The sequence below is a fragment of the Ornithinibacillus californiensis genome (assembly GCF_001038485.1).
GTDB lineage: Bacteria > Bacillota > Bacilli > Bacillales > Amphibacillaceae > Ornithinibacillus > Ornithinibacillus californiensis.
In genome coordinates this window covers 143,980-163,328 of sequence record NZ_LDUE01000021.1, presented here as the reverse complement: position 1 = coordinate 163,328, position 19,349 = coordinate 143,980, and the positions used below count along the sequence as shown (strand labels likewise).

Genomic DNA, 19,349 nt, shown 5'->3' with positions numbered 1-19,349 from the left:
CTCCCTGTACAATGAAAATTTTGATTATTGCTACTAAACATCCAATGATGTTTTAGTATATAATCTTGGCCGCGCCAAACGAATGGCCAAGAAAAAGATTACACAAAATAGGGAGGCAACAAAGATGAGAAAGACAAGCAAATGGCTTTTAGCTCTTATGCTAGTATTATTGCTTGCACTTGCTGCATGCGGTGGCGATAGCGATAATGAGTCTTCTTCTGATAAAGAAGGAGATAAAACAGAAGATACAAACTCAGGCGAAAATACTGAGGCAAATGAAGATGGAATCTTCAACATTGAAGATTTCAGCATGACATCAACAAATGCTGGTGATGCACTTGAAGATGGATCATTAACTTACGGTATCGTTTCTGATACTGTATTAGAAGGTACTTTTAACTTTAACTTCTACTCAGCTGCACCTGACTATGAAGTAATCGCTTGGTTCGATGAGCCTTTATTCGATTCAGATGCTAACTATGCTTACACTCAAGATGGCGCTGCTACTTGGGAAGTAGATGAAACTGGTACAGTTTACACACTAAAAATTAAAGATGGCGTAAACTGGCATGATGGTAACCCTGTAACTGCTGAAGACTGGGCATTCGCTCATTATGTTATTGGACATCCAGACTATATCGGTATCCGTTACGGAGCTGATTTTGAAAACGTAGTTGGTATGACTGAATACCATGCTGGTGAAACAGATACAATTTCTGGTATTGAAGTAATTGACGAAAAAACACTTCAAATTACGTATAAAGAAGGCGGCCCTTCTCAAATCACTGGAGGAATCTGGCCTTACGCTTTACCGAAACATATCTTCGGTGAAATGGAAGTTGCTGAAATGATGGAATCTGATGCAGTTCGTAAAAACCCAATCGGATTCGGTCCTTATGTTGTTGAATCAGTTGTACCTGGTGAGTCTGTTGTTCTAACAAGAAACGAAGACTACTGGAGAGGTAAACCTGCATTAGAAAAAGTAACAGTTAAAGTTGTTTCATCTGCAACTGTTGTTCAAGAATTAGAAACTGGTGGCGTAGACTTAGTTGATAGTTTCCCAACAGATCAATTCTTAGATAACTCTGATATGTCTAATGTTGAATTCTTAGGAGCAGTAGATGCTGCTTACACTTACATTGGATTTAAACTTGGTACTTGGAATGCTGAAACTGGTCAAGTTGAAGTAGATCCAAATGCTAAAATGGCTGACGTAAATCTACGTCGTGCTATGTGGTATGCTGTTGACAACAACGCTGTTGGAGATAACTTCTACAATGGTTTACGTTGGAACGCTACTACATTAATTATTCCATTCTTCCCTGAGTATCATAATGCTGATATTGAAACACCAACATATGATCCAGAAGAAGCAAACCGTATTCTTGATGAAGCTGGATATGAAGATGTTGATGGCGATGGTTTCCGTGAAAACCTTGAAGGTGAAGAGTTAGTAATTAACTTTGCATCTATGTCAGGTGGAGAAACTGCTGAACCATTAGCACAATACTACATCCAATCTTGGGAAGCAATTGGTCTTAAAGTAGAACTAGTTGATGGTCGTCTACTTGAGTTCAACTCATTCTATGATCGTCTAGAAGCAGATGATCCTGCTTATGACATCTACCAAGGTGCTTGGGGAACTGGTACTGACGTTAACCCTGCTGGTATTTTCGCAGGTAACTCACCAGCTAACTACCCACGTTGGACTAACGAAGAAAACGATCAGCTTCTTGCTGAAGGTTCTTCTATGAAAGCAATGGATACTGAGTATCGTAAAGAAGTTTATGACAAGTGGCAACAATTAATGGTTGATAACATTCCTATGTTCCCAACTCTATACCGTTCAGTAATTGTTCCAGTGAACAACCGTGTAGTTAACTACACACTTGACCCACAATCTGACCTTCACCGTTACGAGATCGGTGTAACAGAAGCTGAGTCAGTAGTAGCTGAATAATACTGTTTAAAAGAAGAGGCCTTTGGCTTCTTCTTTTTTTATGCTTCTTTATACCTAGTATCATTCATCCCATAACCCCCTAAAAAACTCTCTTATCTAGCCAGTAAATAATATAACTACAATCTAATTTTAAATTCCAATAAAATAAGCAATGAAAGCGGTCTATAGTAGTAATAATAGAACCAATTATCTAAAAAGTTTTAATAAAAAGTTTAAAAAAAGCTTGTTAAAACTCAGAAAATAATATATACTTTAAAAAAATCAAATATATATTACAGTTTTATTACGAAAGTAGTTTAAAAGACTAATTTATGTAATGAAACCAACATATAATTTTTTGAAAATTAAAATTTATAACTAATGATAGGGCAGACACTTACTAGATTAATAACACCACGAAACTTCTGCTCTTTAATATGCTTGAAAAGAAATAAATGCCTAGATTTGATAGTGAATTTATATATAAAATATTTGTAATTTTTAGTTAGGGGGATTATTTTGGCAGAGAAATTATTAGAAATCCAAAATCTTAAAACTTCTTTCCGTATAAGAGATGATTATTTCGCAGCGGTTGATGATGTAACACTTACGGTGAATAAAAACGAAGTGTTAGCAATTGTAGGTGAATCTGGATGTGGTAAGAGTGCTCTTGCATTCTCTATTATGGGTTTACATAACCGTGCAAAAATAGAAGGAAATATATTATTTAAGGATGAAGATATTGCAAATATTGCTCCTTCTAAATTAAATAAATTACGTGGTAATAAAATGGGGATGATTTTCCAAGATCCGTTAACGGCACTAAATCCTTTAATGGAAATTGGAGATCAAATTGGTGAAGCTTTACTGTTACATAACAAAGAATTATCGAAGTCAAAACGAAAAGAACGAGTAATTGAATTGCTAAATAAGGTTGGTATCCCTCGTCCGGAATATGTGTATGAGCAATTCCCACATGAGTTATCTGGTGGAATGAGACAAAGGGTCATTATCGCTATCGCAATAGCAAATAAGCCAGACTTATTAATCGCGGATGAGCCAACAACTGCACTAGATGTAACGATTCAATCACAGATATTAGATTTAATTAAGGATCTAAAGGATGAGATGGATTCAGGTATCGTACTAATTACCCATGACCTAGGAGTCGTAGCAGAGATGGCTGATAGAGTAGCGGTAATGTATGCGGGACAAATCGTGGAATTAGCTGATGTAGATACACTATTTGAAGAACCTTTACATCCGTATACTCGTTCATTATTTAATTCCATTCCAAATACAGCTGAAAAACAAGATAAATTACATGTAATACAAGGTATTGTACCTTCTTTACAAAATCTACCACGTGAAGGATGTCGCTTTGCTCCTAGAATTCCGTGGATAGATAATTCCGCTCATGAAGCACATCCAGAACTTCATGAAGTAAAACCAGGACATTTTGTACGCTGTACTTGTTATAAACATTTTAGTTTCCCGGAACATAGTAAGGAGGAACAGCAGCATGGGGTTTCTTAAAGTAGAAGATTTAAAAGTTCACTTTCCAATTAAAGGTGGCCTATTTGGAAGAACAGTAGGAAATGTAAAAGCAGTAGATGGTGTCTCCTTTAATTTAGAAAAAGGGAAAACCTATGGATTAGTTGGAGAATCTGGTTCCGGTAAATCAACAACAGGTAGAGCAATTATTGGCTTAAACCATATTACTTCTGGAAAAGTGTTGTTTGAAGATAAGGACATTACGGGAGTAAGACGTGCAAAAACTGATATTAGAAAAGATATTCAGATGATTTTTCAAGATCCTTATTCATCACTAAATTCCAAGAAGAGGGTTATTGATTTAGTTGCTGAGCCTCTAAGAAACTTTGAAAAGATGACTAGAAAAGAAGAAAGGATTAGAGTCCAGGAGTTATTAGAATTAGTTGGACTAAACCCTGAAAGTGTACTTAAGTACCCACATGAATTCTCTGGTGGGCAACGCCAACGTATTGGTATTGCTAGAGCGGTTGCTTTAAAACCAAAACTAATCATTGCAGATGAACCAGTATCAGCACTAGATGTTTCGGTTCAGGCGCAAGTATTAAACTTCATGAAGGAAATCCAGAATGAATTGGATTTAACCTATTTGTTCATTAGTCACGATTTAGGTGTTATAAAACACATGTGTGATCAAATTGGCATTATGTATAAAGGCCGTTTTGTAGAAGAGGGGACATCACAAGAAATCTTTAATGATCCGCAACATATTTACACGAAACGTCTAGTTGCAGCAATACCGGAAATTGATCCGAAAAAACGTGAAGATCTAAAGAGGTTCCGACAAGAAGTCAATACAGAATATGAACAAGCCTACAATGATTATTTTGATGAGGAAGGTTTAGCTTATGGGCTAAAGCCTATATCCGATACGCATTTAGTGGCTTTACCGGAGAAAGGTTGATAATATGTGGAAATTTAGCTTACGACGTATATTAATTATGATACCTCAGCTCTTCTTTCTTAGTTTATTAATTTTTGTACTTGCAAAAATGATGCCTGGGGATGCATTGTCAGGGCAAATTGACCCGAATATAGACCCTGCTAGAATTGAAGAATTGAGAATTCAAATGGGTTGGTATGATCCATGGCACCAACAATATGCTGCATGGGTAGGTAACCTACTACAAGGCGATTTAGGAGATTCATTCCGATTTAAAATGCCTGTTACAGAGTTAATAGGTCAACGTATTGCAAACTCCTTCTGGTTATCCGTAGCAACGTTAATTTTTACGTATTTAATAGCTATTCCTCTTGGAATTACAAGTGGAAGATTCAATGATACGTGGAAGGATCAGTTGATAACAGGTTATTCCTATCTAGGGTTTGCAACACCATTATTTATCTTTGCACTTGTAATGCTATGGTTATTCGGGTTCCAATTACAATGGTTTCCAAGTAGCGGAAGTATTGAACCTGGGCTAGAACCGGGAACGTTTGAATATTTCATGAGTAAATTTTACCATTTACTTTTACCTGCTTTATCCATGGCACTTATTACTACGTTTAGTACAATCCAATACTTACGTAACGATATTGTTGATACAAAACAAAAAGAATTTATTCTGACTGCTAGAGCAAAAGGGGCTTCAGAATCAAGAGTTTATAATAAACACATTTTGAGAAACTCACTATTACCGATCGCAGCATTTTTGGGGTTTGAGATTACTGGATTAATCGGAGGGTCCATTTTCATAGAGACTATTTTCAGTTACCCAGGTATGGGACAATTGCTAATTGAATCTATTTCTCTACGAGATTATAGTGTTGTAACAGCAACTACTCTATTATTCGGAATGGCATCGATACTAGGTGCGTTACTCTCAGATATCATTCTAAGTATTATTGACCCAAGAATTCGTATCAAATAATCTAGGTAAACAGTGAGGTGATGAAAATGGGAGCAAAATCAGTGAATGTCGAGGTCAAATCAAACGTAGTGAAGAGTCCTTCTGGGATAAGCGTGATTTGGCGAGAAATTGTTAAAGATAAAATAGCACTAATCTCATTAATATTCTTAGTGTTGGTTACTGCTTTTGTATATGGCGTTTCATTAGTATTAGATCAAAAGGAAATTGTTAAAGTTGATTTATTTTCAATTTACGAACCGCCTAATGATGAGTTTATTTTAGGAACGGATTATGGCGGTCGTGATGTATTTGGTCAGCTTATTATCGGAACACGTAACTCATTATCGATCGCTATACTTGTAACGGTAATGACAGGTGTAATTGGTATCGTTTATGGATTAGTATCTGGTTACTTTGGTGGCCATATCGATAACATCATGATGCGTATCTTAGACTTCTTTATGATTCTACCATTTACGATGATCGTAATTGCTTTTGTTGCAATTATTCCGAAATACAGTGTTTGGACATTTTCACTTATAATGACAGCCTTCCTTTGGATGGGGTTAGCCCGACTAGTCAGATCGAGAACATTAGCGGAAAAAGAATTAGATTACATTCAAGCAGCGAAAACACTTGGTACGTCGAATATTAAAATCATATTTAAGCACGTATTACCAAATGTAAGCTCACTCATTATCGTTAGTATGACTTTAAGCTTGGCAGGTAATATCGGTTTAGAGTCAGGTCTGTCATTCCTAGGGTTTGGTTTTCCTGAAAATACACCTAGTTTAGGGACTCTGCTAAGTTATGCTAGAAATCCACAAGTACTGGAGCACAGATGGTGGATTTGGGTACCTGCATCCGTAATGATTCTATTATTAATGTTATGTGTTAATAACGTGGGTACGGCATTAAGACGTGCAACAGATGCAAGACAAAGAAGAGGATAAGAATTAAAAGTCTAAGCTTTCTAATAACAGATACATTTACCAGAAGACTTTAGGGAGGTGAGGCTTGGAAGAACGATGCAGGCAACTTATTGTTACCTACATTAATACACAGCTTGTATTAATGTTGAGTATAAATGTCGAAATATTCGACAAAAAAGGGTTTATAAAAAAAGGGAGGGTATTTAGCATGAGTAAGACAAACTTAACTAAGTGGCTATTTGCACTAATGCTTGCTATGTTACTAGTGTTAGCTGCATGTGGCGACGACACTTCTAGTGAAGAGCCAGAAAAAGATCCTGAAACAACCGAAGAGGATCCAGCTGGTGAAGAAGATCCAGAAGATGCTGAAGAGCCGGAAGATGGTTTATACAGTATCGATGATTTTGCTACAACTAAAACAAATGAAGGTACTGCTATCGAAGGCGGAACACTTAACTTTGGTTTAGTATCTGACACAGTTTTTGAAGGTACATTAAACTATAACTTCTATTCAGGTGCACCTGATGCAGAAGTAATTGCATGGTTTGATGAATCGATGCTTTACACTGATGGAAACTTTACATTTACAAACGAAGGTCCTGCAACATTTGAAACAGAGCCTTATGAAACTGATGAATATCCAAATGGTGTAACGTTCACTTTCACTATCCGTGACAATGTAAATTGGCATGATGGTGAGCCAGTAAAAGCGGAAGACTGGGCATTCTCTTATGAAGTAATCGGTCACCCAGATTATCCTGGTGTTCGTTTCGGTCCAGATTTCACGAACATTATTGGTATGGAAGAGTACAATGCTGGTGAAGCTGATTCAATTTCTGGTATTGAAATTGTTGATGAAAAGACACTAAAAATTACTTATAAAGAGTCTCAACCATCATTATTAACTGGTGGTGTATGGTCATATGCTATGCCTAAGCATATCTTTAAAGATATTCCTGTAGCAGAAATGCAAGAATCTGATGCAGTTCGTAAAAACCCAGTTGGTATGGGACCATTTAAAGTTAAGCAAATCACTCCTGGTGAGTCTGTAGTTTATGAAAAGAACGCTGACTACTGGAGAGGCGAGCCTAACCTAGATCAAGTAGTATTAAAAGTAGTATCTCCTGCAACAGTTGTTCAAGCTTTAGAAACTGGTGAAGTAGATATGGTTGATGGATTCCCTGTTGACCAATTCGTTGATAATGCTGATATGTCTAACGTAGAATGGCTAGGAGTTACTGACTTAGCTTATACGTATATCGGATTTAAGCTAGGACATTGGGATGCAGAAGCGAAGAAAGTTGTTATGGATCCTGAGAAGAAGATGGCTGACGTAAACTTACGTCGTGCTATGTGGTACGCAGTTGATAATAATGCTGTAGGTGAACAGTTCTACAATGGTTTACGTTGGAACGCAACAACACTAATTATTCCACCATTTGGTGATTATCATGATCCAACAATTGAAACACCAACATTCAATCCAGATGAAGCTAATAAAATTCTAGATGAAGCTGGTTATAAAGATGTTGATGGTGATGGAATCCGTGAAGATAAAGATGGCGAAGAGTTAGTAATTAACTTTGCTTCTATGTCAGGTGGAGACGTTGCTGAACCATTAGCACGTTACTACATCCAATCTTGGGAAAATGTTGGTCTAAAAGTTGAATTAATTGATGGACGTCTATTAGAGTTCAACGCATTCTACGATCGCGTAGGTCAAGCAGGTGAAGATGATCCTAACATTGATATCTATCAAGGTGCTTGGGGTACTGGAACAGACGTAAACCCTTATGGATTATATGGTCCAGACCAAATGTTCAACTTCCCACGTTATGAGTCTGAAAAGAATACTGAATTACTTGTAGAAGGTAACTCATTAGATGCATTCGACGTTGAATATCGTCAAGGTATTTACAAAGAGTGGCAACAACTAATGGTTGATGATATCCCAGTATTCCCTACTCTATATCGTGCAGTGTTAATTCCAGTTAACAACCGTGTTCATAACTACTCAATCGATTATGGTAGCACAATGGGACGTCATGAGTTAGCAGTAACTCAAGAAGAAGCAATCAAACACGAAGATTAATAGCTAAATAGAAAACGAAGAAGCTTAGTGCTTCTTCGTTTTTTTATTTGGTTCTATATGTCTAAATTACACAGTATTATCCTACTTTTGTCTCAAATCTATAATTTTTGTAATAAATCATAGTAGTTTTGGTAATCCTTGTAACAGACTCTTAAAAGTCTTGTAACGGCACAGTCTAGTAACCTATGATACGATAGGCTTTGTCCGGAAATTAAGGAGGGACTACTATGAAGAAGATTGTAGCGACAATTGCTACAGCGATTATACTCGCCGCCCCAATCAGTACGTCAGCTTTAGAGTATGAAGTCATTGAAGGTGATACTCTGTGGGGAATAGCAAAAGAACATGCGACATCAGTTTCATCTCTATATGAATTAAATGAGTTGAAATCTGACTTGATTTATCCAAAACAAAAACTAGCTATCTATAAAAAGTATTTAGTAGAAAAGGGAGATACGCTTTATGGCATATCCAAAGAACATGGAACTAGCGTAGAAGAGTTAAAAGCGTGGAATGAATTAACTTCAGATTTAATTTTAGTTGGACAAGAGTTAATCATTAAAGAAGCAGAAGAAGAAAAGGTAGTAGCAGCTGCTAAATCCATTCAACCAACAGAGGTTAAATCTAGCACTGTGAACAAGAACGATAATCAACCAGAAGGTACAACAATGACAGTTGTGGCAACAGCATATACCGCTGAGTGCGATGGTTGTTCAGGAATTACGTACACTGGTATAAACCTGCTGGAAGATCGAAATGCGAAAGTGATAGCAGTCGATCCAAATGTTATACCGCTAGGTTCTAAAGTGTATGTCGAAGGTTATGGATATGCAATCGCTGGAGATATCGGTAGTGCAATTAAAGGTAATCGAATTGATATTCATTTACCTACTAAACAAGAAGCATATAATTGGGGCGTAAAAGAAGTAAAAATAACGATTGTTGAATAAATTATTTAAGGAAGCATTCCTGGGAGTGCTTCCTTTTTGTTCGTTAAGATTGAATATTAACTGTATTAGGATTGTTTGGTTTGATGACCTGTTCCGGTCCATTTATCTGTTGATTAAACCCAACAACTCCAAAGCTGATAATTAACATAAGAAAAAGTACAACTAAAAACTTTCTCACCGCTGATTCCTCCAAATTGATATGTCCCTAAATCCTAGTATAATAGATAATGTTCAGTACATACAACGACAATCTTTAATAATGTGATAGGAAATAATTTCACAAACGTACAACGATTGGATAGGTAACACACCAATAGAGAAAAATAGGTTGTATGTCAGTCTAAACATTTAAACCGTATTATGATAAACTGAATATGGTAACCAGCATGGTAACGCTTACATATTTCGAATATAGGAGGTACTAAAAATGAGTAGTAAGACTTTAGATAAATTTTTAAATGATAACTTAGCAGATTTAAAGGCAAATGGTTTATACAATGAAATTGATCCTGTACAAGGTGCAAACGGTCCAATTATAACGATTGATGGTCAAAAGTTAATAAACCTATCATCGAATAATTATCTAGGTTTAGCAACAGATGAACGATTAAAGAAAGTAGCTAAGGAAGCAGTAGATTCACACGGTGCTGGTGCTGGTGCAGTGCGAACAATCAATGGAACCTTAGATTTGCATATCGAACTGGAGAAGAAGTTAGCAGAATTTAAAGGGACAGAAGCAGTAATCTCCTATCAATCTGGATTTAACTGTAATATGGCTGCAATCTCAGCAGTTATGGATAAAAATGATGCTATCTTATCGGATGAATTAAACCATGCTTCAATTATTGATGGCTGTCGTTTATCGAAAGCAAAAATTATTCGATTTGGACACTCCGATATGGATGATTTACGTGCAAAAGCAAAAGAAGCGGTAGAATCAGGTAACTATAACAAAATTATGGTTATCACAGATGGCGTATTCTCGATGGATGGCGACGTTGCTAAGCTTCCAGAAATCGTAGAAATCGCTGAAGAATTCGATCTAATAACTTATGTTGATGATGCACACGGCTCTGGCGTGCTAGGTAAAGGTGCAGGAACGGTAAAACATTTTGGTCTACAAGACAAAGTAGACTTTCAAATGGGAACATTATCAAAAGCTATTGGTGTTATTGGCGGATATGTAGCAGGAAAGGCAAACCTAATTGACTGGTTAAAAGTTCGTTCTCGTCCATTCCTATTCTCTACAGCAGTATCACCTGCAGATGCAGCTGCTAGTAAACGTGCGATTGAAATTTTAATGGAAAGCACAGAGTTGCATGACAAGCTTTGGGAGAATGGTAATTATTTAAAGGCAGGTCTAAAGAGCATTGGCTTTGACATTGGTAATAGTGAAACACCAATCACGCCATGTATCATTGGGGAAGAAAAGACTGCCCAAGCATTCAGTAAGCGATTATTCGAAGAAGGGGTATATGCCAAATCAATTGTATTCCCGACGGTTCCAAAAGGTACTGGCCGTGTACGAAATATGCCAACTGCAGCACATACGAAGGAAATGTTAGATGACGCTATTGCGATTTATGAAAAAGTTGGAAAAGAAATGGGATTAATTTAGTAGATAGAAAACGTAACACTTTTATTAAGTGACCCGCAAATACGAGTTTTATAGCATCTTTTTAATAGAGGAGAAACCGATGAAAAAAATACTTGTTACAGGTGCTCGTGGCCAAATTGGATCTGAGCTAGTTACGAAGTTAAGAAGTATATATGGGGATATAAATGTTATCGCAACCGATATCCGCTCGTCTGAAGAGGAAAAAGAAAAAGGTCCATTTGAAGTAGTGGATGTAACGGAAGAGAAACGAGTTTTTGAAGTTGCCAAAAGCTATCAGGTCGATACGGTGATGCACTTAGCTGCATTACTATCCGCTACAGCCGAAAAAATGCCTAGAGTAGCGTGGGATATTAATATGGGTGGACTTGTAAATACATTAGAGGTTGCACGTGAGTTAAACTTACAATTCTTTACGCCTAGCTCCATTGGGGCATTCGGCCCGACTACACCTAAGGAGAATACACCACAAGATACGTTACAACGACCGACAACTATGTATGGTGTGAATAAGGTTGCTGGAGAGCTTCTTTGTGATTACTATTATGAACGTTATGGTGTGGATACACGTGGCGTAAGATTTCCTGGTTTAATTTCGTATGTAGCGCCTCCTGGAGGGGGAACTACAGACTATGCAGTGGAAATTTACTATGAAGCTATAAAGGAACGAGCATACACATCCTATATTGCAGAAGGAACTTACATGGATATGATGTATATGCCAGATGCCTTAGATGCGATTGTTCAATTAATGGAAGCAGATTCTTCAAAGCTTAAACATCGAAATGCGTTTAACATCACTGCTATGTCTGCAGAGCCAATGGATTTTGCCAAAGCAATAGAAAAACATATTCCAGAATTTAAATTGTCCTTTGATGTAGATCCTGTTAGGCAGAAAATCGCTGACAGCTGGCCAAACAGTATCGATTCTTCCGCAGCTGAAGCGGAATGGGGCTTTAAATCAAATTACGATATTAACCGCATGACAGCAGATATGCTGGAGAAAATCGCAGAGAAGATAAAATAATGTGACGCTCTCATCTTGGATGAGGGCGTATTTTTGTGTTGATAGTTGCTCATAAATCGTAATGAGGAAGCAAACAACTGTAGTGAGGGGAGCATCAACCGAAATGGAGCAGCTATCAACTGTTTAAAGGAGTACATCAACCAATATAGGTGAGCTATCAACCACTATAGAGAAACATCAACCGAAATGAGATAACTATCAACCATTGCAGCGGAACATCAACCAAAAACGGTCACTTATCAACCATTAAACAAGAACATCAACCAAATAGAGTCCTCGCACAAAATTCCCCTTAAAAAAATAAATCCCCCTGCACGAAACAGGGGGAGTAGTTTATCGAATTAACCAGCATACATCTCTTTAATGCGCTTCTGTAATTCTTTATCTTGTACATATTCATCATAGGTCATTTCTTTATCGATAATACCGTTTGGCGTAATATCGATTAAGCGATTTGCAATACTATTGATGAACTGATGGTCATGAGAAGTGAAAAGAATGGAACCTTTAAACTTAATTAGACCATTGTTCAGTGATTGAATAGACTCTAGATCTAAGTGGTTTGTTGGATCATCTAATAGCAGTACATTAGCATTGGAAAGCATCATTTTAGAAAGCATACAACGTACTTTCTCACCACCGGAGAGGACGTTTGCTTTTTTCAACGCTTCCTCACCAGAGAATAGCATTCTACCCAAGAAACCACGTAAGAATGATTCTGTCTCGTCTTCTGGAGAGAATTGGCGTAGCCAGTCTACTAACGTTAGATCACCATTATTAAAGAATTCACTATTATCTTTCGGGAAGTAGGACTGTGATGTTGTAATTCCCCATTTATAGGAACCAGAATCGGCTTCCATTTCACCCATTAGAATTTTAAATAGTGTTGTTTTCGCGATATCATTTTTACCAACTAAAGCAATCTTATCGTCTTTGTTCATCGTGAAGCTAACATTATCAAGCACTTTTTCTCCACCAATTGTTTTGGTAAGACCTTCAACACGTAATAGATCATTTCCAATTTCGCGCTCTGGTGTAAATGCAATATACGGATACTTCCTAGAAGAAGGCTTAATGTCATCTAATGTAATGTTATCAAGCATTTTCTTACGTGAAGTCGCTTGTCTTGATTTAGAAGCATTCGCACTAAATCGTGCAATAAAGGCTTGTAATTCTTTAATCTTTTCTTCTTTCTTCTTGTTCGCATCTTGAGCCATTCTACTTGCTAATTGGCTTGATTCATACCAGAAGTCGTAGTTTCCGATATAAACCTGTATTTTTCCATAGTCAACATCTGCAATATGCGTACATACTTTATTTAAAAAGTGTCTATCGTGGGATACAACGATAACGGTGTTCTCAAAGTTGATTAGGAATTCTTCTAACCATTGGATCGCTTGAATGTCTAATCCGTTGGTAGGCTCGTCCAATAGTAACGTATCAGGGTTTCCAAAAAGAGCTTGTGCAAGTAAGACTTTAACCTTTTGCTCTTCGGATAGCTCTGACATTAATTTATAATGAAGAACTTCTTCAACACCTAGTCCTTTAAGAAGGATTGCGGCATCAGATTCAGCTTCCCAACCATTCATTTCAGAAAATTCACCTTCTAGTTCTGCAGCACGCATTCCATCTTCTTCGGTGAAATCTTCCTTCATATAAATTTGGTCTTTTTCTTGTTTAACAGCATATAGTTTTTCATGTCCCATTAAAACAGTCTCAAGTACAGGGTTATCTTCATAGGCAAAGTGATCCTGCTTCAGAACAGCTAGACGCTCTCCAGGAGACATAGAAACATTACCAGTTTGTGGGTCAATTTCGCCGGAAAGAATTTTTAAGAATGTTGATTTTCCAGCACCATTGGCACCAATAACACCATAGCAATTGCCCGGTGTGAATTTTAAATTTACATCTTCAAACAATTTTTTATCGCCATATCGTAAGCTTACATTAGTAACAGTTATCATTTATAGGTTTTCCTCCAAAATTAATACTATCGTAAGCTTACGAGATTTAAGACTTTTAGTCAATGTAAATCCTTGATTTACTTACGATTTTACAATATTTAAGAATTTTATTTTCAAAATTGTCTTGTATATTTATTGTTTTTTCGGTAAAGTTTTGTTATATCCGTTTGTTTTAGCGAATTGTAGACAGAAAAAGCTCGGTTGCAATTCTGAGTGGAGGGGAAAACATGAGAGAAAGGACTATCTACTTTATCTTCACAGATACTGGGACTTACCTTTCAAGAATGATTAATTTATATACGAATCAACCATTAAATCATGTATCTATTGGTTTTGATCATGAGTTAAAAGAAGTTTATAGTTTTGGTCGTATACATCCAAAGAATCCGTTTAGCGGTGGATTTGTTCGTGAAGATATTAGAGGGGAATTTTTAAAGCAATCTAGAAGTGCAGTCTATGCCCTTAATATATCGGAACAAGAATATCAACGAATACGCCAGCATATTAAAGAATTCGAAGATCGAGCTTCGGATTATAAGTATAACTTTATCGGACTTTTGGGTATTGCTTTAAAAGTTGAGATTCATAGAAAAAATGCTTTCTTCTGTTCTCAATTCGTTGCGACAGTTATGGAAGATGCAGATTCTTTTAAACTATCAAAACCAACCAATTTTGTTACACCAGCTGACATCCGAGACAATACTGAACTACAATTAATTTTTCAAGGTAGATTAGGAGATTATCCGAAGCACCAGCTTGCAGAGGAAGTATTAGATTTACCAAAGCAATCATTTATTAATCATATTACGCAAAAAGTGAAGCAGATTGTGCTTAGATAGCGCAGTTGGGTCTGTCCCCCCAATTACAACAGTAAGAATAGGTTGTAATTGGCGGGGGAGACCCTTTTTGGTTACGCCTACTTCGGTAAAAAGGTTTCAATACCTAACGATTCATAAGGAACTTTTAACTTGAAAGAGAGATTGTTAGCATCCAAATCCATATGTTCTACACTCACATGGAAATTACTCTTGATGTCCATTTGTGTCACCGCAACATAAATTTCTTCTTCCTCTGGATTGAACGTAACCCATTTGGGAACAGGCAAATACTTTTTCATATATTCCATTACCTTTTTATTGGGCAATTCCATTAATCCTAGTGAAATAGACTTTTGCTTGAGGATGACATCTCCATTCTCCTGAACAAGTGGTTCCAAACGAATCGAAACTGGAACGGTTGTTGAAAAGACAGGTAATTCACCAATCAAGTGAACATCCTCTTCTAATGCTACCCGGTATTTATGCTTCGAGTCCTTTAAATATTCATACATGTAGGCATTGATTAACTCGTTCAAGTTCTTCTTCGTTGTTCGGATAATAAATTCAGAGTTGTCTTGAGTCGTTTGATGCTCCGATATCGACATATCCGTTTGCTCAACTGGCCAAAATATGAAAGCTATTATACTTAGCACAACAAAAAAATTTAATAGAAGTAGGACGATAAAGGCTGTTCTCCATTTACTACTATTCGATTTTTCTTGTTCCATCCTACTCACCTTCTACTTTAATCTACAACTAAATAGTTTAATATTCTCTCTGCCATACGCCGGTAACCATATTCATTCGGATGAAAATGATCATCTGCGAATAAGTTAACCTCTTCGGTTACAAACAAATCCTTCGTAGGAATAAAAATTGCTCCATAATCATTGGCTACTTGATTACTAGTATGATTCCAATCATCGACAATCATCTCGAGCTCTTTAATATGCTCGAAATACTGTTGAAATGGATTGTAAAAGCCAACTAAATATACGGAAGCATCTGGATTTAACTCCTGGAGCGTCGAGAATATCTTCCGTAATCGCTCTTCGTATTGTCCTCTTTCTTCGGAAAAAATCTCATACGTTATTTCAGTAAAATTTTCTTTTACAACTTGCATAATATCATTTGCCCCAATGGTAATAATGATGATATCTGCGTTTGTTAAGGATTGCTTTATCTCGGGGTCTTCCATACGCTTTAGTAATTGATTCGTTCGATTCCCACGTTTGCCGTAGTTTTCGATGGTGACGATTGTTTTATCAGCATTTAAGTGCTTATCTAAAATACCAACATACCCACCTTGCCCAGTATTATCTCCAACACCTTGGGTTAAAGAGTCACCAATTGCCACAATTCGGTGTTGTTTACCAGTGAAAAATTGAATTGTACTTTGAATAGTTTCTCCAAATTCCTTTGAAATTTCCTCAGCTGGCTTAAGAGGGCCAATGTTTGTTTGTTCATCATCCTCGGTTGGATTGTTTGGATCCTTGGAATGTTCTTGTAACTCTTTTTCCATATTTTCATGGGATATCGGAGAGGTATCATGTTCGCTATAAAGCCAAACACCAATTCCGAAGACAATTAGAAATACAAGTGTTACAGTCATGATGATTGTCTTTTTCCGCATATGAACACACCTATTTAAATCGATTTCTTTTCCATTGTGCTTATAGTTTAATGTATGAATACCTATTTCATATATCTACTGATTTTATTATATATACCCATTTTTAGAGGTTTTTAAAAGTGAAAGGGGAAAATGTCATGAAAAAGAAAAAAACGCCAAGGAAGGCGCTTATAATTATGGTGTTAAATTATTTGTTTATAAAGTCATGAATGAGGGGACCCCATTTGTCAAATTCGACAAGAAATCCGTCATGGCCATATATTGTGTGAACATGGTGATAAGAACAATTTGGTGTGACAGATGTAAATTCAGCAATTGATCTTGGTTCATAAATTAAGTCATTCTCGTAGCTAATGGATAAAATGGGACATACATAATGCTGGCATGCTTCTTTCCATCCGCCCCGTCCATAACCAATATCATGTGAATTCATCGCATCTAATAGATAGAGATAACTGTTCGGATCAAAACGTTGGGTTATTTTTTTGCCTTGGTAGTCTAAGTAAGAAGCGACGGAAAAATTATCTTCTCTTCGTTGTCTTCCAAATCGTTCTGAAAAAAGTGATGCACTTCTGTACGTGACCAATCCAATCATTCTTGCTATCTCTAATCCTTGAATTTGCTCCGTATTATCATAGTTCCCATCTCTCCATAATGAATCGGATTTAATGACGCGTTCGGCAATATGATTATAAGCGATACCGTAATCAGAAAGAGAAGGGGTTGTAGCTAACAAAATGAGTCTTTCTACCATTGACGGATATAAAAGCCCCCATTCGAATGCTTGCATTCCTCCTAAGGACCCTCCTATGACAGCGTGCAATTTCGGAATACCGATTTTCATTAAAGCTGCATGTTGTGCGCGAACCATATCACGAATGGTTATCTTTGGAAAGCGCATCCGGTATAACTCGTTCGTAAATGGATTTATTGTTGATGGACCAGTAGAACCATAACAAGAACCTAGTACATTAAAGGTGATGACTTGAAATTTAGTTGTATCAACCGGTAAATCATACCCTACCAGCCCACTCCACCAGCCAGGTTCATCTGGTGTTCCTATGGTGAGATGATTACCAGTTAGGGCATGGCAAACGAGAATGGTAGGAGCATCAACAGGACCAACCCGTTCATATCGGAGTGTAACGGCCGGTAGTTCTATTCCAGAATCTAAACAAAGTGATCCTATATTAACTTCACCGATAGACAAATTGGCATGTGTAACCAAAAGTACCGCCCCCTCTGATTAGCCTACTGTTATAGGCTGGCTTTGCGTACCGCGTAACGTATATAGTGTTTCGATTAAGGAGCGGTTTGAAATAATCGTTAATCCAGTAGCTCTTGCATGTTCTAGGATTGGGTCATTACTTAGTGGATTCTCAATCCAAATAGCTTTCACCTGTTTATTAATGAACTCCTCGATTGCAGTAGGTGGAAGGGGCCCGTTATGGACATACACGATATCAGCCTCTCCTGTATTTGCTAGAGTGTTAACCTTATATCCAAAAAGTTCTAATCGTTCAAGCGTTTGTTTAAAAGCTTTACTTTGAGTTTCTCCTAGTGTTGCGATCGTTTTTGGCCGTACAATTCCGTTACTTCTATCAAAAGCAGAATGAAGGAACCATTCGGTAAAATAAGTTTCATCCTCTTTAATGGTTGAATGGACAGAGGAAGCTTTAGTTATTGCTTGTTCCAAATCCTGTATAATATCGTCTACAGATTCAATTCCTATCGATAAGCGAATCAATTCTTCGGAAACACCACTTAACCTTAATTCTTCCACGCTTAATTGCTGATGTGTTGTAGAAGCGGGATGAATGATTAGTGACTTCGCATCGCCGACATTAGCGACATGTGAAAAAAGCTTTACGGAGTCAATTACTGTTCGGCCAGCTTCTAGACCGCCTTTAATACCGAACGTAATCATCGATCCAAATTGCCCACTTAAATACTTTTTGGCTAAATGATGGGAAGGGTGACTAGTTAGACCTGGGAAATTAACCCACTCCACTGCGGGGTGCTCCTCTAAATACTGGGCAACAAGTCTAGCATTATCGGTATGTCTTTCCATCCGTAAATGCAAAGTTTCTAGACCTTGTAGGAGTAGAAAGGCATTTTGTGGACTTAAGCAAGCTCCGATATCTCGTAATAGCTGTACTCGTAGTTTGGTAGCAAATGCTGCAACACCAACATCGGCATAGCGGATACCGTGATAACTTTCATCTGGTTCGGTAAAGTCAGAGAAACGCTCATTGTTCCAGTCGAAACGGCCACCGTCAACAACTACGCCACCAATAGAAGTTCCATGTCCACCAATCCACTTAGTAGCGGAATGCACAACAATATCTGCTCCCCAAGTAAGAGGTTTCGAAAGAACCGGCGTACCAAATGTATTATCAATAATTACAGGAATATGATGCTTCTTACATATGGAAGCGACAGCCTCGACGTCAAGAACATTTAAGCTTGGATTCGTAATGATTTCCCCGAAAAATGCTTTCGTATTGGTCGTGATTGCTTGCTCTATTTCGCTTAGATTGGTACCGTCTACAAATTTTACCGTGATACCGTATTTCGGTAATGTTTTCGCAAACAGATTATACGTACCACCATATAAGTTACTATCCGCAATAATCTCATCACCTGCACGAGCTAGATTTAAGATTGCTAGCGTAATTGCGGCCATCCCAGAAGATGTAGCAACAGCTGCCACGCCATCCTCAAGTAAGGCAACACGTTGTTCAAACGCATCAACGGTGGGGTTCATGATACGCGTATAAATATTGCCAGGTTCCTTTAGTGCAAATAAGTTCTGAGCATGCTCGGTATCACGAAATACGTATGATGTAGTCTGATAGATTGGCACAGCCCTTGATCCAGTCGTGGGGTCAGGTTCCTGACCCCCGTGTAGTAATACAGTTTCTGCTTGTTGAACATGATAATTTGTCATAAAAAACTCCTCCTTCAATTGGTTTGTC

At 37.4% G+C, this 19,349-nt stretch carries 16 protein-coding genes; 10 read left to right on the top strand and 6 right to left on the bottom strand.

The genetic code is table 11. The annotated features are described in order from the left end of the window. Nucleotides 1-124 precede the first annotated feature (124 nt). The 7 genes from opp4A (TE34_RS05770) (at nt 125) to TE34_RS05740 (ending at nt 9,314) form a co-directional block, all read left to right on the top strand. Entirely contained in the window at nt 125-1,960 is a 1,836-nt protein-coding gene (opp4A, locus tag TE34_RS05770) for an oligopeptide ABC transporter substrate-binding protein (RefSeq protein WP_047983873.1), read from the top strand. A gap of 498 nt (nt 1,961-2,458) precedes the next feature. After that, the gene (locus TE34_RS05765) at nt 2,459-3,475 is read left to right on the top strand and encodes an ABC transporter ATP-binding protein (RefSeq protein WP_047983872.1); all 1,017 of its coding nucleotides are present in this window, start codon (nt 2,459-2,461) and stop codon (nt 3,473-3,475) included. Then, complete coding sequence (locus tag TE34_RS05760; RefSeq protein WP_047983871.1) at nt 3,462-4,394, top strand: ABC transporter ATP-binding protein; 933 nt, start codon at nt 3,462-3,464, stop codon at nt 4,392-4,394. Before TE34_RS05765 ends, TE34_RS05760 begins: the two co-directional genes overlap by 14 nt. A gap of 4 nt (nt 4,395-4,398) precedes the next feature. Beyond that, nucleotides 4,399-5,361 carry an oligopeptide ABC transporter permease gene (opp4B, locus tag TE34_RS05755; RefSeq protein WP_047983870.1) on the top strand — a complete coding sequence of 321 codons (963 nt, stop codon included), beginning with the start codon at nt 4,399-4,401 and terminating at the stop codon, nt 5,359-5,361. Between the two features lie 26 nt (nt 5,362-5,387). Next, nucleotides 5,388-6,293 carry an ABC transporter permease gene (locus tag TE34_RS05750; protein WP_047983869.1) on the top strand — a complete coding sequence of 302 codons (906 nt, stop codon included), beginning with the start codon at nt 5,388-5,390 and terminating at the stop codon, nt 6,291-6,293. A 187-nt stretch (nt 6,294-6,480) separates the two neighbouring features. Then, entirely contained in the window at nt 6,481-8,364 is a 1,884-nt protein-coding gene (gene opp4A / locus TE34_RS05745; RefSeq protein ID WP_047983868.1) for an oligopeptide ABC transporter substrate-binding protein, read from the top strand. Nucleotides 8,365-8,591: 227 nt separating this feature from the next. Beyond that, nucleotides 8,592-9,314, top strand: coding sequence for a 3D domain-containing protein (locus tag TE34_RS05740; RefSeq protein ID WP_047983867.1), 723 nt, complete (start codon nt 8,592-8,594; stop codon nt 9,312-9,314). 43 nt (nt 9,315-9,357) lie between these two features. On the opposite strand, the gene TE34_RS21610 is transcribed toward TE34_RS05740, so the two are convergent. Next, nucleotides 9,358-9,492 (bottom strand): hypothetical protein, encoded by a 135-nt coding sequence (locus TE34_RS21610; protein WP_269083150.1) that lies wholly within the window; start codon nt 9,490-9,492, stop codon nt 9,358-9,360. 249 nt (nt 9,493-9,741) lie between these two features. On the opposite strand from TE34_RS21610, the gene TE34_RS05735 reads away from it, so the two are divergent. Continuing rightward, on the top strand, nt 9,742-10,932 hold the full coding sequence (locus TE34_RS05735; RefSeq protein WP_047983866.1) for a glycine C-acetyltransferase: 1,191 nt from the start codon (nt 9,742-9,744) through the stop codon (nt 10,930-10,932). Nucleotides 10,933-11,011: 79 nt separating this feature from the next. After that, nucleotides 11,012-11,956, top strand: a complete 945-nt coding sequence (locus TE34_RS05730) for an L-threonine 3-dehydrogenase (RefSeq protein WP_047983865.1) — start codon at nt 11,012-11,014, stop codon at nt 11,954-11,956. Between the two features lie 341 nt (nt 11,957-12,297). Here TE34_RS05730 and TE34_RS05725 read toward each other — a convergent pair whose 3' ends face one another. Continuing rightward, the gene (locus TE34_RS05725; RefSeq protein WP_047983864.1) at nt 12,298-13,920 is read right to left on the bottom strand and encodes an ABC-F family ATP-binding cassette domain-containing protein; all 1,623 of its coding nucleotides are present in this window, start codon (nt 13,918-13,920) and stop codon (nt 12,298-12,300) included. Between the two features lie 227 nt (nt 13,921-14,147). Here TE34_RS05725 and TE34_RS05720 point away from each other — a divergent pair, with 227 nt between their 5' ends. Beyond that, nucleotides 14,148-14,759 carry a hypothetical protein gene (locus tag TE34_RS05720; protein WP_047983863.1) on the top strand — a complete coding sequence of 204 codons (612 nt, stop codon included), beginning with the start codon at nt 14,148-14,150 and terminating at the stop codon, nt 14,757-14,759. Nucleotides 14,760-14,836: 77 nt separating this feature from the next. Here TE34_RS05720 and TE34_RS05715 read toward each other — a convergent pair whose 3' ends face one another. The 4 genes from TE34_RS05715 to TE34_RS05700 all read right to left on the bottom strand — a co-directional run bounded on the left by TE34_RS05715 (nt 14,837) and on the right by TE34_RS05700 (nt 19,321). After that, nucleotides 14,837-15,466, bottom strand: a complete 630-nt coding sequence (locus TE34_RS05715; RefSeq protein ID WP_047983862.1) for a YpmS family protein — start codon at nt 15,464-15,466, stop codon at nt 14,837-14,839. Nucleotides 15,467-15,483: 17 nt separating this feature from the next. Beyond that, nucleotides 15,484-16,371 (bottom strand): SGNH/GDSL hydrolase family protein, encoded by an 888-nt coding sequence (locus TE34_RS05710; RefSeq protein ID WP_047983861.1) that lies wholly within the window; start codon nt 16,369-16,371, stop codon nt 15,484-15,486. A 187-nt stretch (nt 16,372-16,558) separates the two neighbouring features. Beyond that, entirely contained in the window at nt 16,559-17,599 is a 1,041-nt protein-coding gene (metX, locus tag TE34_RS05705) for a homoserine O-acetyltransferase MetX (protein WP_236687109.1), read from the bottom strand. An 18-nt stretch (nt 17,600-17,617) separates the two neighbouring features. Beyond that, nucleotides 17,618-19,321 (bottom strand): O-acetylhomoserine aminocarboxypropyltransferase/cysteine synthase family protein, encoded by a 1,704-nt coding sequence (locus TE34_RS05700; RefSeq protein ID WP_047983860.1) that lies wholly within the window; start codon nt 19,319-19,321, stop codon nt 17,618-17,620. Between the last annotated feature and the right edge of the window lie 28 nt (nt 19,322-19,349).

Coding starts and splice junctions, on each gene's coding strand:
- opp4A (WP_047983873.1), top strand. CDS start 125: ATGAGAAAGACAAGCAAATGGCTTTTAGCTCTTATGCTAGTATTATTG.
- TE34_RS05760 (WP_047983871.1), top strand. CDS start 3,462: ATGGGGTTTCTTAAAGTAGAAGATTTAAAAGTTCACTTTCCAATTAAA.
- opp4B (WP_047983870.1), top strand. CDS start 4,399: ATGTGGAAATTTAGCTTACGACGTATATTAATTATGATACCTCAGCTC.
- TE34_RS05750 (WP_047983869.1), top strand. CDS start 5,388: ATGGGAGCAAAATCAGTGAATGTCGAGGTCAAATCAAACGTAGTGAAG.
- opp4A (WP_047983868.1), top strand. CDS start 6,481: ATGAGTAAGACAAACTTAACTAAGTGGCTATTTGCACTAATGCTTGCT.
- TE34_RS05740 (WP_047983867.1), top strand. CDS start 8,592: ATGAAGAAGATTGTAGCGACAATTGCTACAGCGATTATACTCGCCGCC.
- TE34_RS05735 (WP_047983866.1), top strand. CDS start 9,742: ATGAGTAGTAAGACTTTAGATAAATTTTTAAATGATAACTTAGCAGAT.
- TE34_RS05730 (WP_047983865.1), top strand. CDS start 11,012: ATGAAAAAAATACTTGTTACAGGTGCTCGTGGCCAAATTGGATCTGAG.
- TE34_RS05725 (WP_047983864.1), bottom strand. CDS start 13,920: ATGATAACTGTTACTAATGTAAGCTTACGATATGGCGATAAAAAATTG.
- TE34_RS05720 (WP_047983863.1), top strand. CDS start 14,148: ATGAGAGAAAGGACTATCTACTTTATCTTCACAGATACTGGGACTTAC.
- TE34_RS05715 (WP_047983862.1), bottom strand. CDS start 15,466: ATGGAACAAGAAAAATCGAATAGTAGTAAATGGAGAACAGCCTTTATC.
- TE34_RS05710 (WP_047983861.1), bottom strand. CDS start 16,371: ATGCGGAAAAAGACAATCATCATGACTGTAACACTTGTATTTCTAATT.
- TE34_RS05700 (WP_047983860.1), bottom strand. CDS start 19,321: ATGACAAATTATCATGTTCAACAAGCAGAAACTGTATTACTACACGGG.